Here is a 25,731-nt window from a genome sequence, read left to right on the forward strand (position 1 = left end):
CTTGGTGAAATATCAGATAGTCCCTTTGCTATGTATACAAGAATTATTGCAGTAACGACTAAGAGCACCAATAAAATAATTTTATAAAATATTTCAAATTTATTATTTACTTAAATTTACTTTATTTAACAATATTATACAAAATCATCAGTTTAATAGATATTAAAAATAAGTCTATGTCACAGTTCGAAAAAAAGTTGCAGCAAAAAGCCCAGTATTCAATCAGAAAGGAGGAAAGGGATACTGGGGTGCAATTTTTCCATAAGGCAAGTATGAGAATTGAGAGGTAAGTTCTTATGTAACTTATGAATTTTTAGTGAAATCAGTTAAAAATATGATTGTATATTATAGCTCTTTAACTTAAACGTGTTAATTCTGATTCGTGTATTAGTTTAAATTGGATAGTATCTAAAGTTTTTAACTCACAATATCCTGTTTCATATTTATTAGTATATATTCTTTCTCTTGGTATAGGACTCTTATTCCAATCCGTTTTAGTGATTCGTTAACTTAAGAAACAAAATGATAGTTCAGTTGATTAGGAGGGAAAGCAGTTTTCTAATGTCCACAAATTAAAGTTATGGCCAGAATACTTTGCTGCAGTTGCAGACGGTAGAAAGCTGTTTGAAGCAAGAAAAAATGATCGTGATTATCAGGTTAGGGACATGTTATTCCTTTAAGAGTATGTACCGGACAAAGGCTTTACTGGAAGATTCTTAGATAAAAAGATTATCTATATAACAGACTTTGCTCAGCAAGATGGATATGTTGTGATGAGGATAGGCGATTTAACGGAAGGTAAAAACATATTAAATGGACTGACTTTTTTGAAGAAGAACATTATTTTATTGAAGGCAAGGTGATCATGTCTTTCATAGTCTTCCTAAGTGCTATGATGAAGAAGGAAATTCATTTACTTTTCTTTTCAAACAATCGCTAAAGCTAAGAGATCACTTTTTTGCAATAAAACGTATTACCAAACCGATTATCACAGAAACCAATAATCCAATTGTAACAAATAACTTATTTGTATTCTCTTTATATTAAAGATATAGAATTACTTCTCTGTATATTTGAATTACGATTAATCAATATAAATAACTTGTGATTTATTTTATGTTCTTGTAAAATCAATTATAGACATTAAAGATCTTTAATATATTTACAAGGAGAACAACAATGAAATATTCTAGAGCTACGAATTACGCTTTGCACACAATGGTATATTTAACTTTAACAGAAAAGGGAAAGGCTGTTGGAGTAGAGCAATTAGCTAAAATTCAAGACCTCTCCTCAACATATCTTTCGAAGATTTTAACCAAACTTGTTAAAGCAGGGTTGATTGAATCAACTCCAGGTGTGAAGGGCGGCTATAGTATCGTAAAGCATTCACATGATATTTCTTTTTTAGATGTTATATATGCTATTGAAGGGAAAACCAACTTATTTAGTTGTTCATTGGAACATGAAGAGGAAAAAAGTGGAGAATGCTTAATTGAAAATGTAATGCTAGATGCCGAAAGAAAGATGAGGGATGAATTAGCTGAAAAATATCTTAAGGATATCGCAAAAGAAATCGAAAAGAAAAAAAACATCTATAAGAAACGGTAGTCATACACCTTTCTTTTTTAATTAAATTATAGATATTAAGAGTCTTTAATATATTTTATTTTAGGAGGAAGATAACTTGGTATTAGATTGTGTAGTTATTGGCGGAGGTCCATCAGGCTTAAATGCTTCTCTTGTCCTGGGAAGAGCAAAAAAGAATATCATTCTGTTTGATGAAGATAAGCCGAGAAATGCTGTCACATATGAATCTCACGGTTTTATAACCAGAGATGGCATCAAACCTTCAGAATTTAAACGAATTGCTAAAGAAGATTTTAAAAAATACCCGAATATATCCATTTACAATCATCGGGTAATAGATATAAAAAAAGAAAATCAATTTTTCATTATTCATACAGAGAAGGGGCATTCTTATCAATCTCGAAAGATCATTTTATCTACAGGTCTTAGAGATGTTATGCCTCGTATAGAAGGAATTCATCATTTTTATGGTACGAGTTTGTTTAGCTGCCCCTTTTGTGATGGATGGGAATTAAAGGACCGTCCATTAGTAGTGATTTCAGAAGATGAGCGTGCTTTTCATATGGCAAAAATGATTTTTAATTGGAGTAAAGACCTTGTTGTTTGTACAAATGGGAAAAATATTTTCACTGATGAGCAAAAGCAATTATTTACTAAAAAAAATATACAGGTTATCGAAGGGGAAATAGAAGCTTTACAAGGTGACAATGGCCACTTGCAAACAATTAAGTTTAAGAATGGGAAAGAAATAGAAAGGAAAGGCGGCTTTGTCACAACGGAGCTGAAGCAAGCATCTTCATTGGCGCAAGCTTTAGGTTGTATGATGAATAAAATAGGCGGAATTGAAACGGATAATATGGGGCGAACCAATATTGAAGGAGTTTATGCGGGTGGAGATAATGCTGTGATAGCGCCTGCTCAACTCATAATTGCTGCAAGCGAGGGCAGTAGAGCGGCTATGGGAGTGGTAGGAGACTTAGTGAACGAAGATTTTAATGCTTGATGCTTTAGTTTTCTGCTGCTGATGTACTGAAAAAGGACTATGCAAAACTATTCTTTACCTGCTATAGGAAGCAAACATTTTAGATAGCCCTTATTTTAAAACATATAAAAAATTTTTGTGTTGATTACAGAGTGTAAAAGTCTTTAATACGGCTCCTTCAAAACCTGCTATAGAATAAAAGAATTAATTTATTTGCCCACAGGAAAATTATGCTCCATCTTAAACTGGGCATATTGATTAATCCTTCATTGTAGTATGAAAAACATAAATTATATTCTTAATTCCAACAAATTCAGAAATGCTAATAACTAAGATTAAAAAAGTAAGTTTCTAAAGTAAAAGAAAAAAGTATAATTGCTCTTTCACTTATTACGAATTTCTAGTTTAGTTGCTATTTCTCTAAGAATTTCATTTTTTTCTTTTAGTAATTTATAGAACTTTAGGACAGCAAATATAATCAGTGCTACTGGGATCAAATAAATAAAAACCATCAATAAAAACGGTAAGAGGGAAAAAACATTGGCATTCATTTCAAAACCTCCCATTTCTGTATGTATATCATGTATACGAATTAGATTCGATTAAGTTCCTATAAATGTTATTTTTTAAGTGAATATAGGAGTAGATGTGTATAGAAGTAGACTATTGTGCATCAATATTTATTAGTATGTATGATAAATTTGCAAAGTATGCCGATGAGAAAGGTATCAAAATCTCAAGGTGGATCAACATCAAATTTATCCAAACAGAAAAAATGATGGAAGAATATCGAAATAAGAAACGCTCTGAATAGGTGCTTGAATATACTGGGGGTTAGAATTATGAAATGAAAGTAAAAAAGAAAATTTTATTTGGAGGTACCCATGAGCAATAAAATACCGGAAAGTGAGTTTCAAGAGATTATTCGAAGAAGAAGTAATGGGCTTATAAACTTTTCTCAATTTTTAGATTATTTGTATCAAGGAGGAATAAATGAATACAGCTTGTAAGGTTTTAATGTCAAATAACATGATAAATATGATACTCGATTGTTAGTTGAACAATGTATAAATTGAATAGTTTTAAGTTTTATAGAGCATTTCTTTGTGACGAGGAATGCTTTTTATATTTGTCTAAAAATAATATATGTATAACAATAAAAAAATATAAAAAATAAATAAAAATTTATTGTTAAACGATAAAATATGTGTTAAATTCAAATTGGGAATAAATAAATGAGGTGCTTTTTATGGAACGAAGTTCAACACTCTTTTTAAAGGTAGCTGTTATTTTTATTGGCATTCCGGTTCTTGCTTTGTGTCTATTTTTGTTGCCTCAAATAGCAAATGAAGCAGCAGAAAGAGGTTCAAATTTGGCTTAGGTGGTATATGGCATTTTAATAGTTATGTATGTTTCAGTTATCCCATTTTACTTTGCTTTGTATCAATCTTTTAACCTTTTAAGCTATATTGACAAGAACCAAGCTTTCTCGGAATTATCTGTAATAGCTCTAAAAAAAATCAAAAACTGTGCCATTATTATCAGTGGCTTATATGTGCTAGCTATACCATTCGTCTATATCATAGCGGAGGTAGATGACGCACCGGGTCTCATAATCATCGGAATGGTCATGATTTTTGCTCCCATGGTGATTGTTGTTTTTGCGGCTGTTCTTCAAAGACTTTTACAAGAAGCCATCGATATAAAATCAGAGAATGATTTAATAGTCTGAGGTGAAAACAATGGCAATAATAATCAATATTGATGTGATGCTGGCTAAAAGGAAAATGAGCGTAACAAAACTTTCGGAGAGGGTTGGAATAACAATGGCGAACCTTTCTATATTGAAAAATGGAAAGGCAAAAGCGATTTGATTATCAACTTTAGAGGCGATTTGTAAGGCTTTAGAATGTCAACCTGGAGATATTTTAGAATATCAAATTGATGAAGACACGCAAGATTAAATAAAGTGGGAATATTTCAATGAATCAAATTCATAAAAGGAGAGCTACTCATGAATTTAACCATTCAAAAATGGAGGTGAGAATCATGAGAGTACTAAAACAACTGGTTTGTTTTGGCTGGCAGCAGGTCTTATCATGTTTGTTTCCTGTCGTTATTTTTGCCTCTTTGGCTTTTACACAAATCATGCCACTTCCCGTACTACCACGTTATGATTGGCTGCTTATCATCTGTCTTCTGATGCAGTGGTGGATGGTGCATTTTGGGCTTGAAACACGGAATGAACTAAAAGTTATCACATTGTTCCACTTTATTGGACTTGTTCTTGAAATTTTTAAGGTACATATGGGCTCCTGGTCTTATCCAGAGGAAGGATATTTCAAAATTTTTGGAGTGCCTTTGTATAGTGGATTCATGTACGCAAGTGTAGCAAGTTATCTTTGCCAGGCGTGGAGGAGGTTAAAGGTAGAACTGATTAAGTGGCCACCGTTTTTGGTGGTTGTACCTCTTGCAGCTGCGATTTATTTGAATTTCTTCACCCACCATTATTGGATTGACGTTCGTTGGTGGTTATCTGGACTTGTAATTCTCGTCTTTTGGCAATCTTGGGTCACATACGAGGTTGATGGAACTCGTTACCATATGCCACTCGCGCTTTCTTTTGTGCTCATCGGATTTTTTATATGGATAGCCGAAAATATCGCAACGTTTTTTGGAGCTTGGGAATATCCAAACCAAACCGATGCATGGAGTCTCGTTCATCTAGGAAAGGTCAGTTCATGGCTCCTATTAGTGATTGTTAGCTTTCTTATAGTAGCGACGTTAAAGCAGGCTAAGAGAAAAATTCCACTAGGATAGATACTAGTTAATTTTTATAACTGGTAAAAACCAGCTTTAAAAAAAGTCTAATTCCTTAGCATAGTGAGGAATTAGACTTTTTTAGGTTGAAATTCTTCTAGCGTGCAAAACTCTGAATAAGATAAATGGAAAAAGCAACGTTCGAATTATTGCTTTTTTCTTTATAAATAGCTTTTGATAATACTGCCGGAATGCATTTATTAGAAACTCTTGTGAAAATAAACTATAGGATGCTTTAGCTGAAAATAACCTCGAGGACTGTATTTTAGAAGTAACAACTTTTTTAGAAAAAATTAGGTCTTACTATTTTAAGGTGCCCCAAATCTTGCCCCTTTTAATGAAAAGTTATGAAGAAAGTTGAAAGATTTTATTTTAGAAATTGTTTTATATCAAGAGATTCATAAAAGCTATGATAATAATTAAGAAAAAAAGACATGTTCCGCAAGTATATCCGGGATTATCTTAGAAATAGCCTATAGTAATTTTATCGATGACTATCTTAAAGGATTGATAAAAAATTCAATCGAAAAAATAATCTAATGTGTAGAATAGCATCATGTTTAGAATCCAAGTCCATCCGATCAATACGGAAATGTATTAAGAAGGAAAAATCCCTGGCGCTGTAAGCGTCAGAACTTTTTTATAAGGGCAATTATTATAAGAGGGGCATTAGCTATTTGATTTCTGCCTGGTTTTCTTTTTCTTGGCAGAGTAGAATGTATAAAATATAGAGAAGATAAGGCTCAAGCAGTTCTTGTCTTCTATTATCTTGCATGAAATATATATCAAGTTTATTATTATAAGTAAATAACTTTGTTAAAGGAATGGATGGTTTATATGTCTAATGAACAATTAGAAGCAGCCGCAAATATATTAAAATTATTAGGTGATAAAACAAGACTATCCATGATGGGAATGTTATTAATAAATGAATGCTGTGTATGTGAATTTGTAGACGTTTTTAGCATGTCTCAACCTGCAATCAGCCAACATTTAAGAAAATTAAAAGATGCAGGATTGGTTAAGGAGCAAAGAAGAGGGCAATGGATTATTTATTCACTTGATCAGGATAATAAACATTTTCCAATGGTGAAAGATGTCTTAAAGTATATACCTAAGCAAGAAGAAAAGTTCCTTTGGCTAGAAGAAAAAGGATTAAGGATATCTTGTGATTAAATGGGAGATCAATGGTCTGACATTAATCTCCTTATTTTTTTATATAAGTATATAATTATATATTAAATAGAATTGATTAGTTCACCTGGTTACTGAAACAAATATACTAAAGAGTTTTTTATGAGAATATCGTTAATTGACTTTTTTATTTTATATAAGAATATAATTATATGCGTATTAATAGTGGTGTATAGAGCATTTCCAAGGAGCCGAAGCAAATGACAAGAGAGTTTTCTGTCGAAGAAACAGCCTAATATACTTAAACTGTTCGGGGATAAAACAAGATTGTCTATGATAAGTCTATTAGTTAATCAAGATTGTTGTGTTTGTGAATTTGTTGAAATCTTTAACATGTCACAACCTGCAATTAGCCAGCATCTACGTAAAATGAGAGACACTGGAATTGTGAAGGAACAAGGAAGAGGCCAATAGGTTGTTTATTCAATAAACCAAACAAGTAAGTATTTTTCTTTTGTAAAAGAACTAATAAAGCATGTCCCAAGTCAGCAAGAAAAATTTATTTGGTTAGAAGAACAAGGATTAAGAATTTCATGTAATTAATGGAGGTAGTTCGTTTTGTTGCAAACGGTATTAGCAGTAATTATTTTTTTATTAACATTAACATTAGTCATTTGGCAGCCTAAAAATCTTTCGATTGGTTGGTCTGCATGTGGAGGAGCAATTTTAGCACTGCTAGTTGGTGTTGTTGATTTTAAAGATGTAGTAGATGTAACGGGGATAGTTTGGAATGCAACATTTGCATTTATTGCCATAATCATTATTTCTCTTATTTTAGATGAAATCGGATTTTTTGAATGGTCTGCTTTACATATCGCTAAGGCTGCTGGTGGAAATGGCCTGAAAATGTTTGTTTATATTTCCCTATTAGGTGCTATCGTGGCAGCTCTTTTTGCAAATGATGGAGCAGCTCTCATCTTAACACCAATTGTTTTAGCAATGGTAAGAGCACTGAAATTCGATGAGAAAATGGTGTTTCCCTTTATCCTAGCAAGTGGATTTATTGCAGATACTACCTCTTTGCCTTTAGTAGTCAGCAATTTAGTCAACATCGTTTCAGCAGATTTTTTTCATATAGGTTTTGTAGAATATGCGTCTCGGATGATTATTCCTAATCTCTTTTCTTTATTAGCAAGCATATTGGTTCTTTATTTATTCTTTCGCAAGAGTATACCAAAAAATTATGATCTAAGTCAGTTGAAAAAACCAACAGATGCGATAACGGATATAAAAATGTTTCGGCTGTCTTGGGCGATTTTAGCCATATTACTTACTGGCTATTTCGGAAGTGAATTTTTCTCCATTCCAGTTTCCATTATTGCAGGTTTAATTGCCATAATTTTTCTTTTATTTGCTCGGCGTAGTTCAGCAGTATCCATTAGGCAAGTTATTAAAGGTGCTCCTTGGGCAATTGTATTCTTTTCGATTGGAATGTACGTTGTCATATATGGGCTTAAGAATGTGGGTCTTACAAATCTGCTTACCAATTTAATTCAAGCAACTGCAGATCAAGGGCTATTTGCTGCAACAGTAGGAATGGGATTCATCGCAGCTATTATCTCGTCCATTATGAATAATATGCCGACTGTTCTTATCGATGCATTAGCAATTGCAGATACAAATACAACTGGAGTCATAAGAGAAGCCCTTATCTATGCAAATATTATTGGTTCTGATTTAGGTCCGAAAATTACTCCGATAGGTTCGTTAGCTACATTATTATGGCTGCATGTTCTCTCACAAAAAGGAGTGGGAATTTCGTGGGGTACTTATTTTAAAACAGGAATTATCTTAACGATACCAACGTTGTTCATTACCTTAATTGGTTTATATTTATGGCTAATGATTATTTCTTAATTGATAAGTGTCCTTGGTTTTACTGAAAAGTATTTAGTACTTTTTGGTTTATCAGAGCAAAATGGTTAAAAAGTAAAAAATATAATCCCTATTCGTTAAATCATTTTATTGGAGGATATATAAATGAAAATAATCATTATTGGATCAGTAGCAGCAGGTACATCAGTAGCAGCAAAAGCAAGAAGAAATAACGAAAAGGCAGAAATTACACTTTATAACGCAGACTATGATATATCCTATTCCATTTGCGGAATTCCATACTTTCTTGGAGGAGAAGTGGAGGAGCTAGAAACACTAACGCCAAGAAGTGCAGCTTGGTTTAAAAAACGTTATAATGTTGATATTTTTACTCGTCATGAAGTAACTAAAATCGATGCAGAACAAAAAAGAGTTATAGTGAAGAATCTAGATACAAATGAAGTAAAAGAAGACATATATGACATACTCGTATTTGCAACAGGTGCTACTCCGATAACACCAACTATTTCTGGTGTCGATGAAGAGCATGTTTTTCAGGTAAGGACCATACAAAATACTGCAGCTATTGATCAGTTTATAAAAAGAAGTGAGCCTAAAAAAGCAATAATTATAGGTGCTGGCTATATCGGATTAGAACTGGCAGAACAGCTAACAAATAGGGGACTAGACGTTACAATAGTCCAACGCAGTAATCATGTTATGCCTCATTTGGATAAAGATATGGCTTTTCGTGTAGAAGAGCATTTGGTTAAAAAGGGAGTAGCGCTTTTATTAAATGAAGAAGTAACTGCGATAAACAAGGAGGAAGTACAAACCAAGTCTGGAAAAGCAATAGCGTCTGATATAGTCATTTTAGCTACAGGAGTTCGTCCGAATACAAGACTAGCTAAAGAAGTTGGGATAAAACTTGGGCACACAGGGGCAATTGCAGTCAATCATAAAATGCAGACAAACCTGCCTGATATATATGCGGTTGGAGATGTTGCAGAAAGTTATTCGGTTATAACAGGAAAAGCAATATATCGTCCTTTAGGTTCTACAGCTAACAAGATGGGAAGAATCGCTGGTGATGTTATAACTGATGGCTCATTAGAGCATCGAGGCATCTTGGGAACAGGTATAGTAAGGGTTTTTGATTTAGCAGTTGGTCAAACAGGCCTAAATGAAAAGGAAGCAATAGAAGAAGGATATGATATAGAAGTATTGCATAATGTTAAACCTTCAAGAGCAGAATACCTTGGTGGAAAAGATATAGTGATAAAAGCCATTGCAGATAAAGAATCAGGGAAACTTCTAGGAGTACAGATTGTAGGAGAAGATGGAGTAGATAAACGTATAGATGTTTTCGCAACAGCTATAACTTTTAAAGCGAAAGTGCAAGATTTATTTCATTTAGATCTTGCTTATGCGCCTCCATTTAGTACCACTAAAGACCCTGTTATGTATACAGGAATGGCTTTGCAGAATGCGATAGAAAAGAAAAATAAATTAATTACACCAAAAGAGTTAGAGGAACGTCTTTTAAAAGGAGAGGCTATTCAAGTTATTGATACTCGAGCTTCAAAACAATATAATGTTTCAAAAGTGGAAGGTGCTATCAATATTCCATTAGGAGATATAAGAACAAAGGCTAAAGAGTTAAATCCTGAACTACCAACTGTTACTTATTGTAATGGGGGAGTAACGGGAAATGCAGTCCAAAATATATTACGCAACCTGGGCTTTTCAGACATATATAATCTTTCAGGTGGAAATAAAAATTATCAAAGCTATTTAAAATCAAAACAATAGATAGAATAATAACTAGTCTTTCTTTAAGAGGACGGGTATTTGTTGTGTGCCCGGCATGGATGTAATATTGGGCTACGCCCTTCGTGGGAGTCTTCTGTCGGGAAATGATAAAATTGTAAAAAAACAATATTTACGAAAATAACCATTCCAAAAAACTTATCATTTATTTGATAAAGTTTTTTGGAATGGTTTTCATTTACCTTTATCTTTTCTTTTTTCTATTTATTGTTTAGTTCATTCAATTATTTCCTTTTCTAAGGATTTAGTTTCATTTATAATAGATTTATAAATTTCATAATTTAGCAAAACAATATCTTTATAACTTACTACTCCCTTTTCTTTTATAGCTTTTTTGAAAATTTGATTAAATAGTTTATTCTTTTTTTGTTTTATTATAGATTTTTATTGTGTCATTTCTTTTTTATCCTTGTAGGCTGGTTCTACTAATTGATGTAAAAGCTAGTTATCCCCTATCTATATTTAGGTGGAATATATTCCTTAATACTCGGCTATTAAAAGAAGAAATAGTACTTATTTGTAACAAAAAGGGTTTTTGATTTTCAAATCTAACATCCAAATGAATAAACAGAAATACAATTTTTAAACTTAATGAATGTAGGTGTACGTATGTCGTGGGAGATTTTTAACATCATTGGAACGATTGCTTTTGCATTAAGCGGAGCGATTATTGCATCAGAAGAAGATTACGATTTAATAGGTTATTATGCTTTAGGATTTATTACAGCATTTGGAGGAGGAGCTTTACGTAATTTACTTATTGGTGCTCCTGGAACAACTCTTTGGAGCCAAGGAACCTTATTCCTTATTAGCTTTTTAATCATTACTTTAATTTATGTTCTTCCACTTCAAAATCTGACTAAACGGAAACATTGGGAGCTTACTTTCGGTCTATTGGATGCTATTGGATTAGCTGCTTTTGCTATTCAGGGAGCATTATTTGCAAAGGAATTAAATCTTCCTTCAAGTGCCATCATAACTTCAGCTTTATTAACTGGAGTTGGCGGAGGAATTATTAGAGATGCCTTAGCTAAGAGACAACCCTTTGTTTTTAAATATGATTTATATGCGTTTTGGACTATTATGACCGGCATTATCATCAGTTTTAGAGATACGACGAACAAATGGGAACTTTATATTTTATTTATTTTAATTGTTTCTTTAAGAATGTTTTCTTTAAAATACGGTTGGCACATTCCTAGACCTAAAAAAACTTCCAATACTTTAAATACCAATAGCCGGACTTAAATATCCGGCTGTTTTTTTATCTACTAACAAGTTCTTATACCTCGAACAAAGTAAAAAATTTAGTTAAAAGCAACAATATTTATGAAAATAGCCAAATGAAAAAAATGAAGCAGAAACGGTAGGAAAACAGGTATACGCGCCTATTTTAGAAGGAGATGGAGAACGCGCTCGCGAACTTGTTGGAGACAACATAAAAGTACAAGAGCGTCTTTTGCTTGTGGATGTTTTAATCTTAAGAGCTATGTAGAGCAAACTATATTGTTAATAGAAGCATACAACTGAATAAATGTACAATAGATTATAGATTTTTGTATCCTAAAGAGGATTTACTTATTCCTATTTTCTTTACATGTTCTAAAGCAAAAATGAAGATATATATACTAATAGAAATATTCAATGGAAACTGAAATCTTTTTAAAGTGTATAAATCTTCTTTGAAAATTCGTCAGGAACCTTTTTCAGGTTTCTTTTTTTAGCTTTATATTTGTTTTGCAAGTTGAACGGCAAAAAAAATAGCGATGGACAAGCATACAAGCACTTATTATATAAATTAATATATTAATAGCATATTAGATAAGGGGGTGAAAACACTTGAGTAAAAAGAAAGATAAAAACAAAAAGAAAGATGAAAATAAATATCCAAAAGAAAGCATTTCCTTCAAGCATGATAAAGAGGGGCTTAAAATTTATGTAAATATTTACAATACTAATAATCTTGCAAACCAAGGAAGTAATGCTGGAGTAAAACAAAAAGCATCGGAAGGCTCACAGAACCTGACTGGAAAGGATGGAGAGAATGCAAGTCAAGGTGGACAGATTGCTGATAAAGGCAGTCAAAACGCAAATCAATTTGGTCAGGTTGCTAAAAATGGTGGAAAGAACAAAATCAAAGATGCAAAAAATAAGCCCGGTTCTAGCGAATAATTTAGTGAAGATAAATCTGCCTCATATCTTCCAATAAATTACTCCTAATTTTTCTTATGAAAAACCAAGGAAATCCAAAAGAAGCACTTCATATAGGTAATTTTCGTGACCACTACTTCATTTTCTTTCCTTCAATTCTCTATTTAATAGGTTCTCCAATACCTTTGAATTTTTCCTGCTAAAAAGCGCCGTGTCTTTCTAATAATAATTGATTAAATACCTATCTCATGCATGAGGCGATAAATACGCTTATAATTTGGAACTAAATCATTCTCCCTAAGAGCTATTTTCATTTTTGGATACTCATATTCTTTATAGCAGTATATTTTTGAACAGAAAAAAGCCGGAAATATGCAAAAATGAATAAAAACTTGCATGTTTTCGGCTTTTGATACTGTTGGATATAAACCAAAAGCTCCTAATTTCTGAAGAGTTACCAGCCCTTGAGCGGTGGAGCTCTCCTTTCCATTAGTGCAGTTACACTACAAACGATACTAACATCTTACATGTTTGCGTTTGAAACCAAGCTGCCCTCTATCTATAGCTTTTTGAATAGTTTCAGAAGCAAGCAGAATGCTACTTTTTTTCTTGCCCTGTTTGATTTCGACTGATCCTACAGTCTTAGCGGTTTCAACTGCCTTATCATGTAGCGGCAAATAGGAAATCCCGACAGTGTAAATAAAAGTATTCATAGCGGATTTCGTTCGATCAGGAGAAGAGTGAATTGTATTTTTTACCTGATCAAGCATCCTGGTAATCTTGCTGGCGCTAAATTCAGCATCCGAACGATTACCCAAAAGCCAGCAGTAACAGCTCCAACCTGCCGACATTTGCAATTCTTCACCGCTTGCAATCCATTTATCGGCAACCACTTGTGCAAATTCAGTTTCTGCTAAAGTTACTGCAACTACATAATCGGACAGCATATAAAAATAAGCAGCATTTATCCAACGCTCAAAATCTACCTCAGTCATTGTCATTGGGTCTGCAATGATGCCGGCAAAGTACATGGCATCGTAATTTCCGGTGGTGTAAAGCTGCTCGGCTAATGGCTGATTTTTTTTAATTTTCTTTGCGAGCGGCTTCATGGCGCCTGTAGCCACACCAAAAAGCGGTTCGTGTGCACCATTCCTTATGTAAGCCTTTTTACTTCGTTCTTTGCCGAGCAATTCTAGTTCCTGCATAACCATTTCGAAATCCATCGTTTTTCACTTCCTTTTTTTATAATCATACCCAATTCATTGTAGCCATCGAGCTTCTATTCTTGATCAAGTATGCTGAAGTTGCAGGAAAAGGTTTTTCCAGCAATTAATTAAAGTTTTCTGCGATGGTGGAGATTTGCCAGGTTATGCCGAATTTATCTTTTATTTGACCATATGATGGACTCCATGGAGTTTCTTGAAGTGGCATGATGACTTCGCCTCCGTTTTGCAGTTTTTCAAATACTTCTTTTGATTTTTCTGCATCATTTAAGGTAATCGCTACGTCCACTTGTGATCCAGTTTGATACGGTTGACCTGGGAATGTGTCAGATAGCATAAGGAATGTATTTCCAATTTTTAATTGTGCATGCACTATACGGTCTTTTGCTTCAGAAGGAAGGGTGAATTCTGGGTTTTCAGGCAATTCCCCATACGTTTGTACTCCTAGAACGTCTGCTTCCAGTGTATTTTCATAAAATCTTACAGCTTCTTTTCCATTACCATTCATTCTTAAATAAGCATGAACTCCTAAAATCATCCATATACACCTCTTCTTTTTTATTTTTATCATGTACTTTTTATATACAGAACGTATATTCGTAATATTATCACATATTTTATGGATATGGAATTACCATATTAAAAAAATTTGTCCAATTATTCACGTCATATAGCCTGAAAATGTTCCTCCACAATCTGGCCAGTTTGTTCAGCAAGCATGGTGTAATAAAATCTATATAAATAGGGATGCCGATACAGTTTTTTTTTGAAAAATATTGTATAAATATACTGAGGGAAAATACGGTGATCCAATACCGGAAGCGAAAAGGGGAAGAAACGGGCTAAAGCAGTTTAGGGAGAAAATAGGAAAGGCTGTAATTCTATAAATATTTTATGGATAAAATGAAAGGAAATCCAATATCGAAGGGATTTCCTTTTCTATTCTTAATAAACCCATTTGTAAAAATATTAAAGCGGTGGATTTTCTGCACCTAAATGAATCCAATCTTCTTTTGGTGCTCCATAAACTCCAAAAGGTTTAATTCCAGCTTGACGCATAAGAACTGTAGCTTGTCCACGATGATGAACAATATGTTTAATCAGTCCCATTAAAATTTGAGCATTTGTTTCTTCTCTTCCAAATGCAATTTGCACTTCCTTCAAAGATTCGTCTGTCCATTGCTGTTCAATGGCTTTGGCAATATAAGAACTGATATATTTAAAGGTCTCAGCAATTTCTTTCGCTGAGGTTGGGACATCTGCTGAATTTTTTGCTTGATTTACCTTTAGCCCAAAATGAGCTAGATATTCTGGAATATTGGTCGTAAAATGCCAGACAATTCTTCCTAAGGTACGTCCTTCTGGGTAAACTTTTTGTTTTAATGAATCATCAGTCAAATCTTCCAAAAGTTGTTGAGTCAGCCTTGCTTCCCAATTCCATTCCCTAATAAAGTCTGCAATTGTTACATACATAGCCCCTACCTCCATAATCAATAACTCGATTGGTATTTTTATTTCAGAAACCATATTATAAAACGTTTGTTCGTATATTTCAAACTTTATTCGTGACTAGGTAAGCGATAAGACTTCTAAGTGAAGACACTAGGGGAATGGCGTGCAAACTATAAGGTGGTTAAGTGGTTGATGGGCAATGCTTAAGCAGAGGAACTAGAAATAGATTGGAAAAGGTAGGGATTTATTGTTTCATTTTTTCTAAAGCTAAAAACCGACCGTATCAATAGATGAACTATCTTTCGGTCGGTTCTTCATAGAAGGATGCCCAATTACTTAAAGAAATAAGCCATTGCCATTTGCTTTATTGGTCATTGGTAAAGGATAACAGGGTAATGGATCATGGATAATCGGTTTGTTCCATCGCCATTAAAACCATGTGAGATACACACCAAATGATCCTTCTAAGCCTTGAATAGGAGTCTCACCTATTCAAGGCTTAAAAATATTTATCTGCTTCAAAATCTAATTCGATTTGATAGTTTTTGCTGTTGATTAAATTGGACAGCCGATTTGCTTGTCTTTCACATTCCATGCTTTTTACGCGATATTCCTCTGGATCAAAGGTAGCAATCTTCATCAACTGAATAGATTCATAGGAATAGAGATATTCCTCTTGCTCAGCTGCGGCAAATTCTTTATATTTCCTTGCTTTTGCTCTTAATTGTGTCGCGAGTTCAATAGCCTCGACAATCGGAAGCTCTTTATTTTCAAACATAATAGTATAATCAATATTCGCTCGGTACATAAGCGTATCTAACAGACGATAATCTGTACGAACTGCCTCTATATCCTTTTCCACATCTTGCACGGTCCGTTTTTGTGTAGGCATTTTTTTGCCTGCCTCAACTTGCACAAATGCTACTCGATCCATTTCTTCTTCTAGCTCATGAATTCTTTTTGCTAAGACACTTTTTAGTTTAACCGCTTCTGCTTGAGTAATTTTATTCATACAGACCTCCATTTTAAATGTTGGTACAACTGCTTATAATTGGAAGTATTATTATCATGCTTTTCTATTTTACTATCAAAAATGAAAAGATTTCAAATAATAATCTCTGAAAATAGTGAAAAATTAAGAAGATGATGCGTTATGTATTTTGCAGCTAGACATAAATTGGCAGTAGACTCGTTTTAGTAAGGAGGGGAGGAGAGCCTATTGCTGCCTCTTTTTATATTCTAAAATGCTTAGATATTTTCTATCATGCAGCTTAAAGAAAAATAAATGAACTTCAGAAGACAAAAATATAGTTTTGTTAAAATAAACGAATTGGCTACCGAAGGATATTTTGATGGCGCAGCAGGAAAGAGGATGCTTTATATATAACAATAAACATTATAGTAATATGTATGGATACTATTGTGTGAGTTGATAGAAAATTGAAAAAACAAGAACTGGAATACCTGTATTTTAACTAATTCATGCTAAACTTATAACATATACACTTTATTATGGAGGGGCAGAACTATGTTTCCGATTATCGTATCAGAGCGTCTTGTTTTAAGAGAACTGACAGAAAAAGATGCAGCAGCAGTTTTGCGATGTTTTTCTAATGAAAAAGTATTGCAGTATTATGGGCAGCAACCATTAAGGAATATAGAGCAGGTAAAAGGCATTATTCAAAATTTTCATGATAGTCTTAAAGAGAAACAGGGGATAAAATGGGGGATTCAGCGAAAAGAGGATGACAGCATGATCGGGACGATCGGGTTTCAAAATTGGTCTGTTGAGCATAAAAAAGCAGAATTAAGCTATGCCCTTTTGCCAGAATATTGGGGATATGGCTATGCAGCAGAAACAGTTTCCGAAATCGTTCGTTTCGGATTGGATAAAATGGACTTACTCCGCATTGGCGCTGTGGTATTTACAGAAAATGAAGCGTCTAATAAGCTGCTTGTAAAGCTGGGGTTTGAAAAAGAAGGGGTGCTGAGAAAGTATTTGCACCAAAATGGTGTTCCACATGATACCAATATATATTCGTTCATAAAGTGAAGTTTCTAAATAGTAGGGGTTAACGGGCTAGCGGCGATGATCAGTTATCTGTTTGCTGAAAGGAATGGGAAAAAATTTTTATGTACGTTTTGTAATTAATGCATAAATATTTTTTAATAATTTGCTTCTTTTAAATAAGGGTCTCTTTTTATGAAAAGACCCAATTTGAAAATTAATTATCAATAATGCAATATTTTTTCTATTGATGTTTTACTATATCTATCAAAACTGTCTAATTATAAGTTTTATAGTTATATTGTTTCCCTTTCAAGCAATCAATATTCGTGCGTAAAATTAATAAGTTAGATTTCTTTATAAGGGACATGACAATTAAACTAAATAATGAAATTTAATAATCAATCAGTTTATTATTGATATTAATAGATATCTTTTCTGCTTTGTTGCTTTTATTTTCAGTGTCTTCTTGTTTTAAAGAAAGTTTGTTTGATGAAAAATCTTCCGGAATAGCAAAACGGTTTGAATTCGGAGAACTTATCACGACTGACTCTGTAATAGATGAAAGGACATTGGCTATTTTCTCGGAATCTAGACCGTAGGCGATTTGGAAAACTTCTGGTGGTGTTAAGCGCAGTGTATCAGAACCTTCAGCAGATTCAAATTGATCATTATTAAAAAAGAGATGAAGATGCAACTTTTCAGATACAGGTCTAATCCAATGCCACCAAGCCATTGGAATAAAAACGACATCACCAAGTTTCGCATGGTAATTATGCAGCTTTTTTGTATCTGGATCAACGATGGAAATCATCGCTTCTCCTGCTACAACAACATCTAATTCCCAAGAGTTCGGATGCCAATGAGGTTCTCTCATATGTCCTTTTGTTAAATGAAGGTCAACAAATGCTCCACCAATCATGGCAGGCAACTGAGTCGAGGTGACTTTATAAGCAATATTATCCGCATCTCTTTCAAAGAATACATTGTCACGCGAGTTGAAAATCAGATTAGGCGTTCCACTTGTTTGTTTGATATTGGTATTATCAGGGACATAACCTGATTTCGACATAAAAATCCCCCCCTTTAACGAAATTACATTAGCTTTTGATTTTTATAAAAGATTACTATCATATTTTTTATATGTTTCATTAGTAAGGAATGTGAATTAAAAGTATAAAAAGGAGTGCTCACGAAAAGAAATAGATGCTTTGTATTTCATGCAGGGCTCGATAAAACGGATAGTATATTGGAATAAAAAGATGGTAGATTATAAAATATACAGTATGACATTAAAAGAGAAAATGCTGAAGAAAAGGTATTTGGATCAAGAACTATTTTAGAATCGGCTATGCATGAAGTCGAATATATATAAAGTACAGAAGGAAATAAGGAAAGAGCATAGGAGCAAATAAAGTGAAACTTCGATCTGTGGGGAGATTAATTGAATCACTGTTAATTGTTTTATTGCTGTTGCCTATCAATTTTTTAGATAAAACAATATATCTTTAACAGAAATGCCTTGATTAGCAATATACGAATTGCCTGCCTCCATTAACAGAAGCTCCGCTATAATTATATATGGATTTATTATATTCACCCCCTTAGAAGTATGGGAGACGTTTACTTTCATAGTTTTTAGATGGAGTGTGAAAAAGAAAAGGAATAAGGCGTTTTTCCTTGGAACATTAACATAATGCAGCATGATATGATTTTATGAAAGAGGCTATTCAAATTATTTTGAAGAGTTGGAGTGGTCAACAACTGAAACGTTAATTCCTTTATTATTAATTTATTTCTTCCTCCATTGTTTTGTTCCTAGCATTTTTTGCAGAAAAGAACATTTAGGGATTGAAACAGTTCTGTTGGGCTATTCATATGGCAATACACATGATGATGTCACAGCGATTGTCAAAAAAGCAGAAATAGAGCAAGTTTTTTTGCCTGCTCTATTCTTCTAACCTTTTCGGCTATTATTTTATCCCCATTACTACACCAGCACATACAGATCCGATAAATTCTGCAATGAAGAGGATAATCCCTTGTTTCTTAAAGTATTTTATATCTACATTTAAGCCCAAACCTGCCATTGCCATTCCAATAAGTATATAAGCGATTGTCACAATGAATTCTGCTGCTTGTTCAGGAATAATGCCAAGTGTATGAATTCCGCTCATTAGTATAAATCCAATAATAAACCATGGAATAGCTGCGAAGGAGGAGTAACTATTCTGAAAATTCATAAAATAATGGCGATGGGACTAATAAGGCAACAGGTGTTAATTTGACAATGATGGCTATTTCTACTGCATCACTGCCACTGACAGCAGCGGCGGCGATAACATGCCCTACTTCATGCAAAGTTCCTCCTGTAAATATTCCGTATGCTGTTTTGGATAAGTTCAAAAATGAAAACAATAAGGTGTCAGCGAAAGTGAAGATGGTTCCTAATAAAGCAACAGTTGTGGCTGCAATAGCTGTATCTTTTTTTGTTGCTTTTAATTAAAATATATTAAGTTTAAGATGGAACAAATTTTTTTAGGAGGGGAGGAAGGGGAAAGGAAAGTGTTTCTTTTAAGCAGTCATGAAAACTCAAAAATAATCATAAAGATAGAAAATTGCTTGTTGGTTTAGAAGGAGGGAAAACAAATGATTGAATTAAAAGGAATATACAATGAAGCAAAGGTATTTACAGATACATTGGAAGAAACGGCGAGGGGGCAAATTATTGAATTATGCAATCAGCCTTTTGCAGAACATGCAAAAATTAGAATTATGCCCGATACCCATGCCGGTGCAGGCTGTACGATTGGAACAACGATGACGATACAAAACAAGATTGTGCCCAATCCCGTTGGGGTTAACTAATTCGGCTCCAACATAAAAAAACTCGCTTAATTGCTGGGACCCCTAACGTAAAGTCGAGAGCAATCAGCAGCCAGGGGCTAAGGCGACGTAGTCGAATGGTTCAGAGACTTGTACACTATTGGCAGATTTATGTGCAGAATTATTCTTCCATTGAAATAGCAGAAATTATTAAGCCTTTATATAATTTTAAAGCAAATTAAATGTAAAACAGGTGCAAATTCTCATTTGAATGTAGTTTTGCACCTGTTTTTACATCTCAATGCAGCAAATGCCGCAGCTCTTCTGCATGTTTTCTGCTGTCATTTATCACAGATTCAACTATATATTTGCTTTCTTTGTCTCAATCCCCTTTAACTAGTTTTTCTGAATAATGAATGGCATATTTGTCAATACCTTGATTGCTTCTTGGAGCATTCGCTTTCATTGTCTGGAACCGTCATTTTTTGCATAAAACTGTGAATGAATCTAGAGAATCCTTCATCGTCAGCAGGAATTCCGCCGAGATTTTGAATGCGTTCTGCAATTTTTTCGGCATTTTGTTTGACTTTTTTTTGGATAAGCTGAAACTAATTTTTCAGCTTATCATTTGTTGTTTTTTGAATATAGTGCTCGATTGAACGAATGCCCATAAATTCGCCCGCAACGATGTATTTAATTATTCAATGACAATATTGCTTTTCATAAAAGGTCAACTCCTTTTTTAGTATGCTGTCTCTAATATGGAAATATTTCTTTCTTTTCATAAAAAGAGGCTAGTTTCACTCTTGACAGCTGCCATTAAAAACCAATACACTAAAAGTGTAAAAAATATGCCCTTTTAAAGGAGATTGTTTTATGAGTGTGTTTGTTCTTAACTAAACCGTTAATTATATACGGCCTTAAAGTGTAAAAAATCGGGAATTGGCTCGTTTCTTTGTTTTGCACTTTTTTAAGGGATGTTAAGAACACGATTCATAGCAAAGTAATATGGTAGCTCGCTATGGCTTGTTTGTCATAGTTTTTTTGTGTTTTTTAAATATGGGTTTTAGAAGGAAACAACATAGATACATTTGTATTTGTTTTTTTCTGAACTATTTTTTAGTGAACACAAAATAAGAGGGTACTTGTTTCTTAAGCCGTCATGAACGTTTTGTTCATGACGGCTTTTTTTTCGATTTTAAAAGGATGATAACAAAAAATTGGAGGGAATAAAATGAATAAGCAAACAATCGAAGTACTGGGATATGAAACGATTTTAGGAGATATTGCAAATTTTGCGAAAACAAATCTTGGAAAAAAGACAATTAAAGCAATGCGCCCTATGCAGGAGAAGAAACGCATTGAGCAGTCCCTTAAAGAAATTGCGGAAGGAATCAAGATACTAAAAAAATCCAGCAGTGTGCCAATCCATACATTGGATGAAATGCTTTTATACGTAAAACAAGGCAAAAAAGGGATTTATATTCGCGCAGATCAATTTATGTTTGTTATTTCCTTTTTGGAACATTGTACAAAGTTAAAGCAATTTATGAAAGATAAACAATATGCGGCACCAACTGTTTCCATGTATGCAGAATCTATTCCTGATGTTCGCATGCTAGTAGAAGAAATATCGAGATGTATTCGCCACGGCAGAGTAGATGATTATGCATCAAGTGATTTGGCTTATCTTAGAAGACAACTTTCTATTTTAACGAATAAGCAAAAAGACAAAGCAAACCAGCTTGTGAAATCCAAATGCTACTCCTCGTTTTTGCAGGATACACTTGTTTCAGAACGAAATGGGCATTTAACATTATCGGTAAAAAAAGAGTATCGTTCTAAAATACAAGGAACCATTTTAGATACATCTGCTTCTGGTGCGACAGTGTTTTTGGAACCGACAGAACTTTCTGCAATCCAAGAAGAAATTGATAGGATGAAAATGGCAGAAGAAAGTGAAACAGAACGTATTCTTTACGAATTAACAGAAAAATTTTTAGAACATGAATATACCATTAATATTGCCATTGAGGTGATGCATCATTATGATGTGCTTTTTGCAAAAGCAGAATACAGCCGCAAAATCGATGCAGCCATTCCTGTTATAACAGAGGATTTTACGATGGATTTGACAGAAGCACGCCATCCAATGCTAGGAAGCAAAGCTGTGCCATTATCGATTGATTTTGGAGAGGAATACCGAGTACTAGTGATTACAGGACCTAATACTGGCGGAAAAACGGTGACATTAAAAACGATCGGACTTCTTTCCCTGATGGCGCAGAGCGGTTTGCCAATACCAGCAAAAGCAGGCAGCAAAATTGCCATCTTTAAGCATATTTTCGTCGATATTGGTGACGGTCAAAGCATCGAGCAAAATTTAAGCACTTTTAGTTCCAGGATTGTCAATATTATTGATATTTTGCGAGAAGCTAATGATTGTTCCCTTGTGCTGCTTGATGAAATTGGTTCAGGAACAGATCCAGGAGAGGGAATGGCCCTTGCGATTGTTATTTTAGAACAGCTTTATAAAAAAGGAGCAACCCTGTTTGCGACAACTCATTATAGTGAAATGAAGGAATTTGCTGACCAAACTGACGGTTTTTTAAATGGTACGATGGAATTTGATTTAAAGACACTCAAGCCGACTTATAAGCTTTTGCTTGGGCAAAGCGGACAAAGCCAAGCTTTTGCGATTGCCAGTAAACTAGGATTACATCCTTCTTTGATTGAAAAGGCCCATATGTTGACATACAAAACACATCAAAGCTATTCAATGGGGCAAAATTTACGTCATCCAGCATTTGAAAAACAGGTTGCTGTAAATAAATATGCACATTTATTTAAGCAAAAAAAACAAAAATTTGCACATGTGCAAATTTTTGAACAAGGAGATAATGTCATTTTAACGGAAACAAATGAAACAGGTATCATCTACAAAGGTCCCGATGCACAAGGGGAGTATATCGTACAAATTCGCGATGAAAAAAGAGGGGTGAATCATAAACGTTTAAAGCTTTATATTAAAGCAAGTGAGCTTTATCCAGCTGATTATGATTTTGATATTATCTTTCAATCAAAAGAATATCGCAAAATCAGCAATCAGCAAAAGCGAAAATATGTGGAAGAATCTTGGGTGGAAAGAGAAGAGTAAGCAAAAAGAAGTTTTGGTGCGAACAGCACTAAGGCTTTTTTGTATAGAAGTTGTGAAATTTTGTTTAAAAAAAGGAGTGTTTGGTAAAAATAGGTGCGATATTATTTGGAATTTTTGATGAAGAATCTTCATTTTACTATACTCATGTATTCGAGGCGAAGTGAATGGCAGAAATTATTGGCGTAACAATATGGATTGCTGCAGCAATAAAGTGGGGCGATTGGCGAAATTGGCAGAAATATTATCCAACCATTTTATATTTTATTTTTTGTGATGTAATGTACTACTATTTGACAGCCTCTAAGCCACTATGGATGCTTCGTCCTACCTGGCCATTACAGCATAGTCTTATTAGTTTGATTGGAGAATTTATTGTATTTGCCTCTACGGTATTAATCTTTTTAGGGAGATATCCATTCCGTCCATTTATCTCGATTTCTTGGACATTTATTTGGGTAATCATTTATACCATAAATGAATGGGTATTATTAAAGACAGGAACTTTTACTCATCACAATAGCTGGACACTTGTAGACTCTTTTTTCTTTAACATTCTTATGTTTGTTTTTCTCCGCTTGCATGAAAAAAAACCACTGATGACACTGTTATTATCTATCCCAATTGGATTTCTAGTAATGTACATATATTTCATTCCCATTAGATAGTTATTGTAACTTCAAGATAAACCATGGCGATAAAAGCTATTGGTTTATCTTCTGTCCATTTATAAAAAAACTTGCTAAAGCAATAAAATAATTAGTAGTATTGGCTCCTCCTTCGCCAAATACCATGATAGCCACGCATGCTATCCCCACTAGAATTAGAATAATATAGCAATATTAAAATAGAACAAGTAAATTATTGAGTAATTGTTAATGTTTGGTAAACTATTGCTAAGTATAGGAATAGAAGAGGGGAGGACCATAAAAAATTTAATTTTTTTCTGCAGAAAAAAGGACAGCCAATTTCAGGAAGTCCATCTAGCTTTTATCTATGCTATGTAGATGCTTTAATCAATATCGTGTAATAACGCTTGCTAAATTCTTGTATCTTATCTTGTTTTATAGGAGATATTTTAATAATAGGCTGTTTTCTCAAAGTTTGTTGTTTTTAACAGACAAATTGAGAGAAGAAGGACGTATCAGCCTGAATACACGTAGATCCTGTGGTAATGAGAGAAAGGCGAGACCTGAGCAGAAACGTATGCGAGACTGCTGTATATAAATTGATTTATTTTAATGGTTGTTTTGCCCTGAGAAATGGTTTTTATCTTGAATAGGCGAGAAGATCTTCAAGGAATGAGGAGGGGATAATAAGTAAGGTGGGAGTTAAAAGTCCATTAATGCGTGATAAAAAAGATGCCTTTGCCTCTTTTTTTTAAAGAAGCAAAGGTTATTTCATTATGAATTTAAATCATACAAACCTGGGGCATGTTCATTAGGCATCTCTGGCATTTCAGGTACTGGATAACCTTTTGGAGGATCTACTACTTGTAATGGCTCTTTGTTCCTGCTTGGTGAAGGGCCTTGGAAAACCTCGCCGATTCTTGTTTCATCTAAGCGGAAATTGAATTGTGCATTGTGAAAGCCCATGTCCACATATTTTTTGCATTCTGGATACTTATTAAGGTCATAATTTGGGACTGGAAATAATTTCCCCCAATCTACACCTAATGTTTCTAGTGCTTTTGCAAAGGCGTTTTGATGGGCATTGTCACGAACAATTAAAAAGGCTAACGTTTCTCGGAATGTTTTGTTGGAGCTCATTTCATAAAGACGGCTTTTTTGCAGCACACCTGTTGATTCTAACATCACATTGTTTAATAAATCAGCCACTAAATTTCCATGACTGTATACATAAGAGCCAGACCATGGGTTTCCAGCCGCATCAACTGGAAGAGAGGCTTGTGCTCCCATAATATAATGATGGGGGTTTACATTTTCAAGGGCAATATCAAGTGGTGCCCCGTCTTCTCCGTTGTTTCCAACACCTTCATCTCCAGAGCCATTTAATAGTTGATTGATGGTAGTCTGCACTAACTCCACATGGCTTAATTCTTCTATCATTACTCCCCTGATCAAATCCCTGTATTGTTTTGCTTTTCCTCTGAAATTGGCGCTTTGAAAGGAAAACTGCATAAGTGTCCGCATTTCTCCAAATCTTCCGCCAAGCGCTTCCTGCAATACTTTTGCAGCAGCTGGGTCTGGTTTATCTGGCACAATCATGTTAATCAAATCTTCTTTATAAAAATACAAAGAAATTCCCCCAATTAGTTGTTAGTTTGAAACAATATTAGTATGCATCTAATAGTCAGCAGTTATTCTGTCAAAAAGGAGGAGAAAAAAGGAAATGAGAAATTATGTAGACACGAAAGGGATTTTAGCGATATGTTATTTTTAAGTCAGCAGGGAGCCAGACATATCAGCAACATTCAATAGAAAAAGCAAAAAAGTCCTAAAGTGGTATTTTTGCTTTTTCTTTAGGACTTTTTTTGTTATGAATTAGTAGCCTCCCCAATAAGAAGCCCCGATGATGATAAGCAGTATAAATAATACTACTACTAATGCAAAGCTGTTGTTATAGCTGCCGCCATTATTAGAATTTGACATAACCACACCTCCCTCTAACAAGTTCTATACATTATATGTTGTAATAGAAATTGCGAAAGGGACAAGGATACATA

At 33.9% G+C, this 25,731-nt stretch carries 22 protein-coding genes and 5 pseudogenes; 17 read left to right on the plus strand and 10 right to left on the minus strand.

Annotated elements, in window-relative coordinates:
* Positions 1 to 575: 575 nt before the first annotated feature.
* The 3 genes and pseudogenes from CWS01_RS23460 to CWS01_RS09385 all read left to right on the plus strand — a co-directional run.
* Positions 576 to 680: pseudogene (locus CWS01_RS23460) on the plus strand (DUF3850 domain-containing protein); the annotation flags it as partial.
* 499 nt (positions 681 to 1,179) lie between these two features.
* Positions 1,180 to 1,611, plus strand: coding sequence for an Rrf2 family transcriptional regulator (locus CWS01_RS09380; RefSeq protein WP_101176932.1), 432 nt, complete (start codon positions 1,180 to 1,182; stop codon positions 1,609 to 1,611).
* A gap of 76 nt (positions 1,612 to 1,687) precedes the next feature.
* The gene (locus CWS01_RS09385; RefSeq protein ID WP_101176933.1) at positions 1,688 to 2,593 is read left to right on the plus strand and encodes an NAD(P)/FAD-dependent oxidoreductase; all 906 of its coding nucleotides are present in this window, start codon (positions 1,688 to 1,690) and stop codon (positions 2,591 to 2,593) included.
* 362 nt (positions 2,594 to 2,955) lie between these two features.
* On the opposite strand, the gene CWS01_RS22640 is transcribed toward CWS01_RS09385, so the two are convergent.
* On the minus strand, positions 2,956 to 3,123 hold the full coding sequence (locus tag CWS01_RS22640; protein ID WP_168714375.1) for a hypothetical protein: 168 nt from the start codon (positions 3,121 to 3,123) through the stop codon (positions 2,956 to 2,958).
* Between the two features lie 333 nt (positions 3,124 to 3,456).
* Between CWS01_RS22640 and CWS01_RS23160 the strand changes: the two genes are divergently transcribed.
* The 10 genes and pseudogenes from CWS01_RS23160 to CWS01_RS09430 all read left to right on the plus strand — a co-directional run bounded on the left by CWS01_RS23160 (position 3,457) and on the right by CWS01_RS09430 (position 12,403).
* Complete coding sequence (locus CWS01_RS23160; RefSeq protein WP_268877062.1) at positions 3,457 to 3,582, plus strand: hypothetical protein; 126 nt, start codon at positions 3,457 to 3,459, stop codon at positions 3,580 to 3,582.
* A gap of 239 nt (positions 3,583 to 3,821) precedes the next feature.
* A pseudogene (locus tag CWS01_RS09390) lies at positions 3,822 to 4,304 on the plus strand (DUF2975 domain-containing protein).
* A 10-nt stretch (positions 4,305 to 4,314) separates the two neighbouring features.
* Positions 4,315 to 4,536: pseudogene (locus CWS01_RS09395) on the plus strand (helix-turn-helix domain-containing protein).
* A gap of 85 nt (positions 4,537 to 4,621) precedes the next feature.
* Positions 4,622 to 5,392 (plus strand): DUF817 domain-containing protein, encoded by a 771-nt coding sequence (locus CWS01_RS09400; RefSeq protein WP_101176934.1) that lies wholly within the window; start codon positions 4,622 to 4,624, stop codon positions 5,390 to 5,392.
* Positions 5,393 to 6,229: 837 nt separating this feature from the next.
* Positions 6,230 to 6,568 (plus strand): ArsR/SmtB family transcription factor, encoded by a 339-nt coding sequence (locus CWS01_RS09405; RefSeq protein WP_101176935.1) that lies wholly within the window; start codon positions 6,230 to 6,232, stop codon positions 6,566 to 6,568.
* A 234-nt stretch (positions 6,569 to 6,802) separates the two neighbouring features.
* Positions 6,803 to 7,129 (plus strand): annotated as a pseudogene (locus tag CWS01_RS09410) (ArsR/SmtB family transcription factor).
* Positions 7,130 to 7,144: 15 nt separating this feature from the next.
* Positions 7,145 to 8,443 carry an arsenic transporter gene (locus tag CWS01_RS09415; RefSeq protein WP_101176936.1) on the plus strand — a complete coding sequence of 433 codons (1,299 nt, stop codon included), beginning with the start codon at positions 7,145 to 7,147 and terminating at the stop codon, positions 8,441 to 8,443.
* A 123-nt stretch (positions 8,444 to 8,566) separates the two neighbouring features.
* Positions 8,567 to 10,213 carry an FAD-dependent oxidoreductase gene (locus CWS01_RS09420; protein WP_101176937.1) on the plus strand — a complete coding sequence of 549 codons (1,647 nt, stop codon included), beginning with the start codon at positions 8,567 to 8,569 and terminating at the stop codon, positions 10,211 to 10,213.
* 627 nt (positions 10,214 to 10,840) lie between these two features.
* Positions 10,841 to 11,479 carry a trimeric intracellular cation channel family protein gene (locus CWS01_RS09425; protein WP_101176938.1) on the plus strand — a complete coding sequence of 213 codons (639 nt, stop codon included), beginning with the start codon at positions 10,841 to 10,843 and terminating at the stop codon, positions 11,477 to 11,479.
* Positions 11,480 to 12,070: 591 nt separating this feature from the next.
* Positions 12,071 to 12,403 carry a hypothetical protein gene (locus CWS01_RS09430; RefSeq protein WP_101176939.1) on the plus strand — a complete coding sequence of 111 codons (333 nt, stop codon included), beginning with the start codon at positions 12,071 to 12,073 and terminating at the stop codon, positions 12,401 to 12,403.
* 494 nt (positions 12,404 to 12,897) lie between these two features.
* On the opposite strand, the gene CWS01_RS09435 is transcribed toward CWS01_RS09430, so the two are convergent.
* The 4 genes from CWS01_RS09435 to CWS01_RS09450 form a co-directional block, all read right to left on the minus strand.
* Positions 12,898 to 13,605, minus strand: a complete 708-nt coding sequence (locus CWS01_RS09435) for a DNA alkylation repair protein (protein ID WP_101176940.1) — start codon at positions 13,603 to 13,605, stop codon at positions 12,898 to 12,900.
* Between the two features lie 106 nt (positions 13,606 to 13,711).
* On the minus strand, positions 13,712 to 14,143 hold the full coding sequence (locus CWS01_RS09440; RefSeq protein WP_101176941.1) for a VOC family protein: 432 nt from the start codon (positions 14,141 to 14,143) through the stop codon (positions 13,712 to 13,714).
* Positions 14,144 to 14,574: 431 nt separating this feature from the next.
* Positions 14,575 to 15,078 (minus strand): DinB family protein, encoded by a 504-nt coding sequence (locus CWS01_RS09445; protein WP_101176942.1) that lies wholly within the window; start codon positions 15,076 to 15,078, stop codon positions 14,575 to 14,577.
* A gap of 478 nt (positions 15,079 to 15,556) precedes the next feature.
* On the minus strand, positions 15,557 to 16,069 hold the full coding sequence (locus tag CWS01_RS09450) for a hypothetical protein (RefSeq protein WP_101176943.1): 513 nt from the start codon (positions 16,067 to 16,069) through the stop codon (positions 15,557 to 15,559).
* A 516-nt stretch (positions 16,070 to 16,585) separates the two neighbouring features.
* Between CWS01_RS09450 and CWS01_RS09455 the strand changes: the two genes are divergently transcribed.
* Complete coding sequence (locus CWS01_RS09455) at positions 16,586 to 17,110, plus strand: GNAT family N-acetyltransferase (protein ID WP_101176944.1); 525 nt, start codon at positions 16,586 to 16,588, stop codon at positions 17,108 to 17,110.
* Between the two features lie 349 nt (positions 17,111 to 17,459).
* On the opposite strand, the gene CWS01_RS09460 is transcribed toward CWS01_RS09455, so the two are convergent.
* The 3 genes from CWS01_RS09460 to CWS01_RS23465 form a co-directional block, all read right to left on the minus strand.
* Positions 17,460 to 18,137 (minus strand): cupin domain-containing protein, encoded by a 678-nt coding sequence (locus tag CWS01_RS09460; protein ID WP_101176945.1) that lies wholly within the window; start codon positions 18,135 to 18,137, stop codon positions 17,460 to 17,462.
* Positions 18,138 to 19,038: 901 nt separating this feature from the next.
* Positions 19,039 to 19,308, minus strand: coding sequence for a putative sulfate exporter family transporter (locus CWS01_RS23165; RefSeq protein ID WP_101176947.1), 270 nt, complete (start codon positions 19,306 to 19,308; stop codon positions 19,039 to 19,041).
* A complete protein-coding gene (locus tag CWS01_RS23465; protein ID WP_101176948.1) occupies positions 19,292 to 19,540 on the minus strand; it encodes a putative sulfate exporter family transporter in 249 nt (82 codons plus the stop codon). The genes CWS01_RS23165 and CWS01_RS23465 overlap by 17 nt, the downstream gene beginning before the upstream one ends.
* A gap of 174 nt (positions 19,541 to 19,714) precedes the next feature.
* On the opposite strand from CWS01_RS23465, the pseudogene CWS01_RS09480 reads away from it, so the two are divergent.
* From CWS01_RS09480 to CWS01_RS09490, 3 genes and pseudogenes are all read left to right on the plus strand, one after another.
* Positions 19,715 to 19,930: pseudogene (locus CWS01_RS09480) on the plus strand (RtcB family protein); the annotation flags it as partial.
* 1,195 nt (positions 19,931 to 21,125) lie between these two features.
* Entirely contained in the window at positions 21,126 to 23,048 is a 1,923-nt protein-coding gene (locus CWS01_RS09485) for an endonuclease MutS2 (protein ID WP_101176950.1), read from the plus strand.
* Between the two features lie 164 nt (positions 23,049 to 23,212).
* On the plus strand, positions 23,213 to 23,713 hold the full coding sequence (locus tag CWS01_RS09490) for a CBO0543 family protein (protein ID WP_101176951.1): 501 nt from the start codon (positions 23,213 to 23,215) through the stop codon (positions 23,711 to 23,713).
* 735 nt (positions 23,714 to 24,448) lie between these two features.
* Here the strand turns inward: CWS01_RS09490 and CWS01_RS09495 are convergent.
* Together CWS01_RS09495 and CWS01_RS09500 are read right to left on the minus strand one after the other, a co-directional pair.
* Positions 24,449 to 25,303 (minus strand): manganese catalase family protein, encoded by an 855-nt coding sequence (locus tag CWS01_RS09495; protein ID WP_101176952.1) that lies wholly within the window; start codon positions 25,301 to 25,303, stop codon positions 24,449 to 24,451.
* 246 nt (positions 25,304 to 25,549) lie between these two features.
* Entirely contained in the window at positions 25,550 to 25,657 is a 108-nt protein-coding gene (locus CWS01_RS09500) for a YjcZ family sporulation protein (protein WP_101176953.1), read from the minus strand.
* Positions 25,658 to 25,731: the final 74 nt, after the last annotated feature.

It is taken from the genome of Niallia nealsonii (genome assembly GCF_002835805.1).
Taxonomy (GTDB): Bacteria; Bacillota; Bacilli; order Bacillales; family Cytobacillaceae; genus Niallia; species Niallia nealsonii.

Excerpts from the sequence above, each read along its gene's own strand:
- CWS01_RS09380 (WP_101176932.1), top strand. The coding sequence starts at position 1,180 with ATGAAATATTCTAGAGCTACGAATTACGCTTTGCACACAATGGTATAT.
- CWS01_RS22640 (WP_168714375.1), bottom strand. The coding sequence starts at position 3,123 with ATGAATGCCAATGTTTTTTCCCTCTTACCGTTTTTATTGATGGTTTTT.
- CWS01_RS23160 (WP_268877062.1), top strand. The coding sequence starts at position 3,457 with ATGAGCAATAAAATACCGGAAAGTGAGTTTCAAGAGATTATTCGAAGA.
- CWS01_RS09400 (WP_101176934.1), top strand. The coding sequence starts at position 4,622 with ATGAGAGTACTAAAACAACTGGTTTGTTTTGGCTGGCAGCAGGTCTTA.
- CWS01_RS09405 (WP_101176935.1), top strand. The coding sequence starts at position 6,230 with ATGTCTAATGAACAATTAGAAGCAGCCGCAAATATATTAAAATTATTA.
- CWS01_RS09420 (WP_101176937.1), top strand. The coding sequence starts at position 8,567 with ATGAAAATAATCATTATTGGATCAGTAGCAGCAGGTACATCAGTAGCA.
- CWS01_RS09425 (WP_101176938.1), top strand. The coding sequence starts at position 10,841 with ATGTCGTGGGAGATTTTTAACATCATTGGAACGATTGCTTTTGCATTA.
- CWS01_RS09435 (WP_101176940.1), bottom strand. The coding sequence starts at position 13,605 with ATGGATTTCGAAATGGTTATGCAGGAACTAGAATTGCTCGGCAAAGAA.
- CWS01_RS09440 (WP_101176941.1), bottom strand. The coding sequence starts at position 14,143 with ATGATTTTAGGAGTTCATGCTTATTTAAGAATGAATGGTAATGGAAAA.
- CWS01_RS09445 (WP_101176942.1), bottom strand. The coding sequence starts at position 15,078 with ATGTATGTAACAATTGCAGACTTTATTAGGGAATGGAATTGGGAAGCA.
- CWS01_RS09450 (WP_101176943.1), bottom strand. The coding sequence starts at position 16,069 with ATGAATAAAATTACTCAAGCAGAAGCGGTTAAACTAAAAAGTGTCTTA.
- CWS01_RS09455 (WP_101176944.1), top strand. The coding sequence starts at position 16,586 with ATGTTTCCGATTATCGTATCAGAGCGTCTTGTTTTAAGAGAACTGACA.
- CWS01_RS09460 (WP_101176945.1), bottom strand. The coding sequence starts at position 18,137 with ATGTCGAAATCAGGTTATGTCCCTGATAATACCAATATCAAACAAACA.
- CWS01_RS23165 (WP_101176947.1), bottom strand. The coding sequence starts at position 19,308 with ATGAATTTTCAGAATAGTTACTCCTCCTTCGCAGCTATTCCATGGTTT.
- CWS01_RS09485 (WP_101176950.1), top strand. The coding sequence starts at position 21,126 with ATGAATAAGCAAACAATCGAAGTACTGGGATATGAAACGATTTTAGGA.
- CWS01_RS09490 (WP_101176951.1), top strand. The coding sequence starts at position 23,213 with ATGGCAGAAATTATTGGCGTAACAATATGGATTGCTGCAGCAATAAAG.
- CWS01_RS09500 (WP_101176953.1), bottom strand. The coding sequence starts at position 25,657 with ATGTCAAATTCTAATAATGGCGGCAGCTATAACAACAGCTTTGCATTA.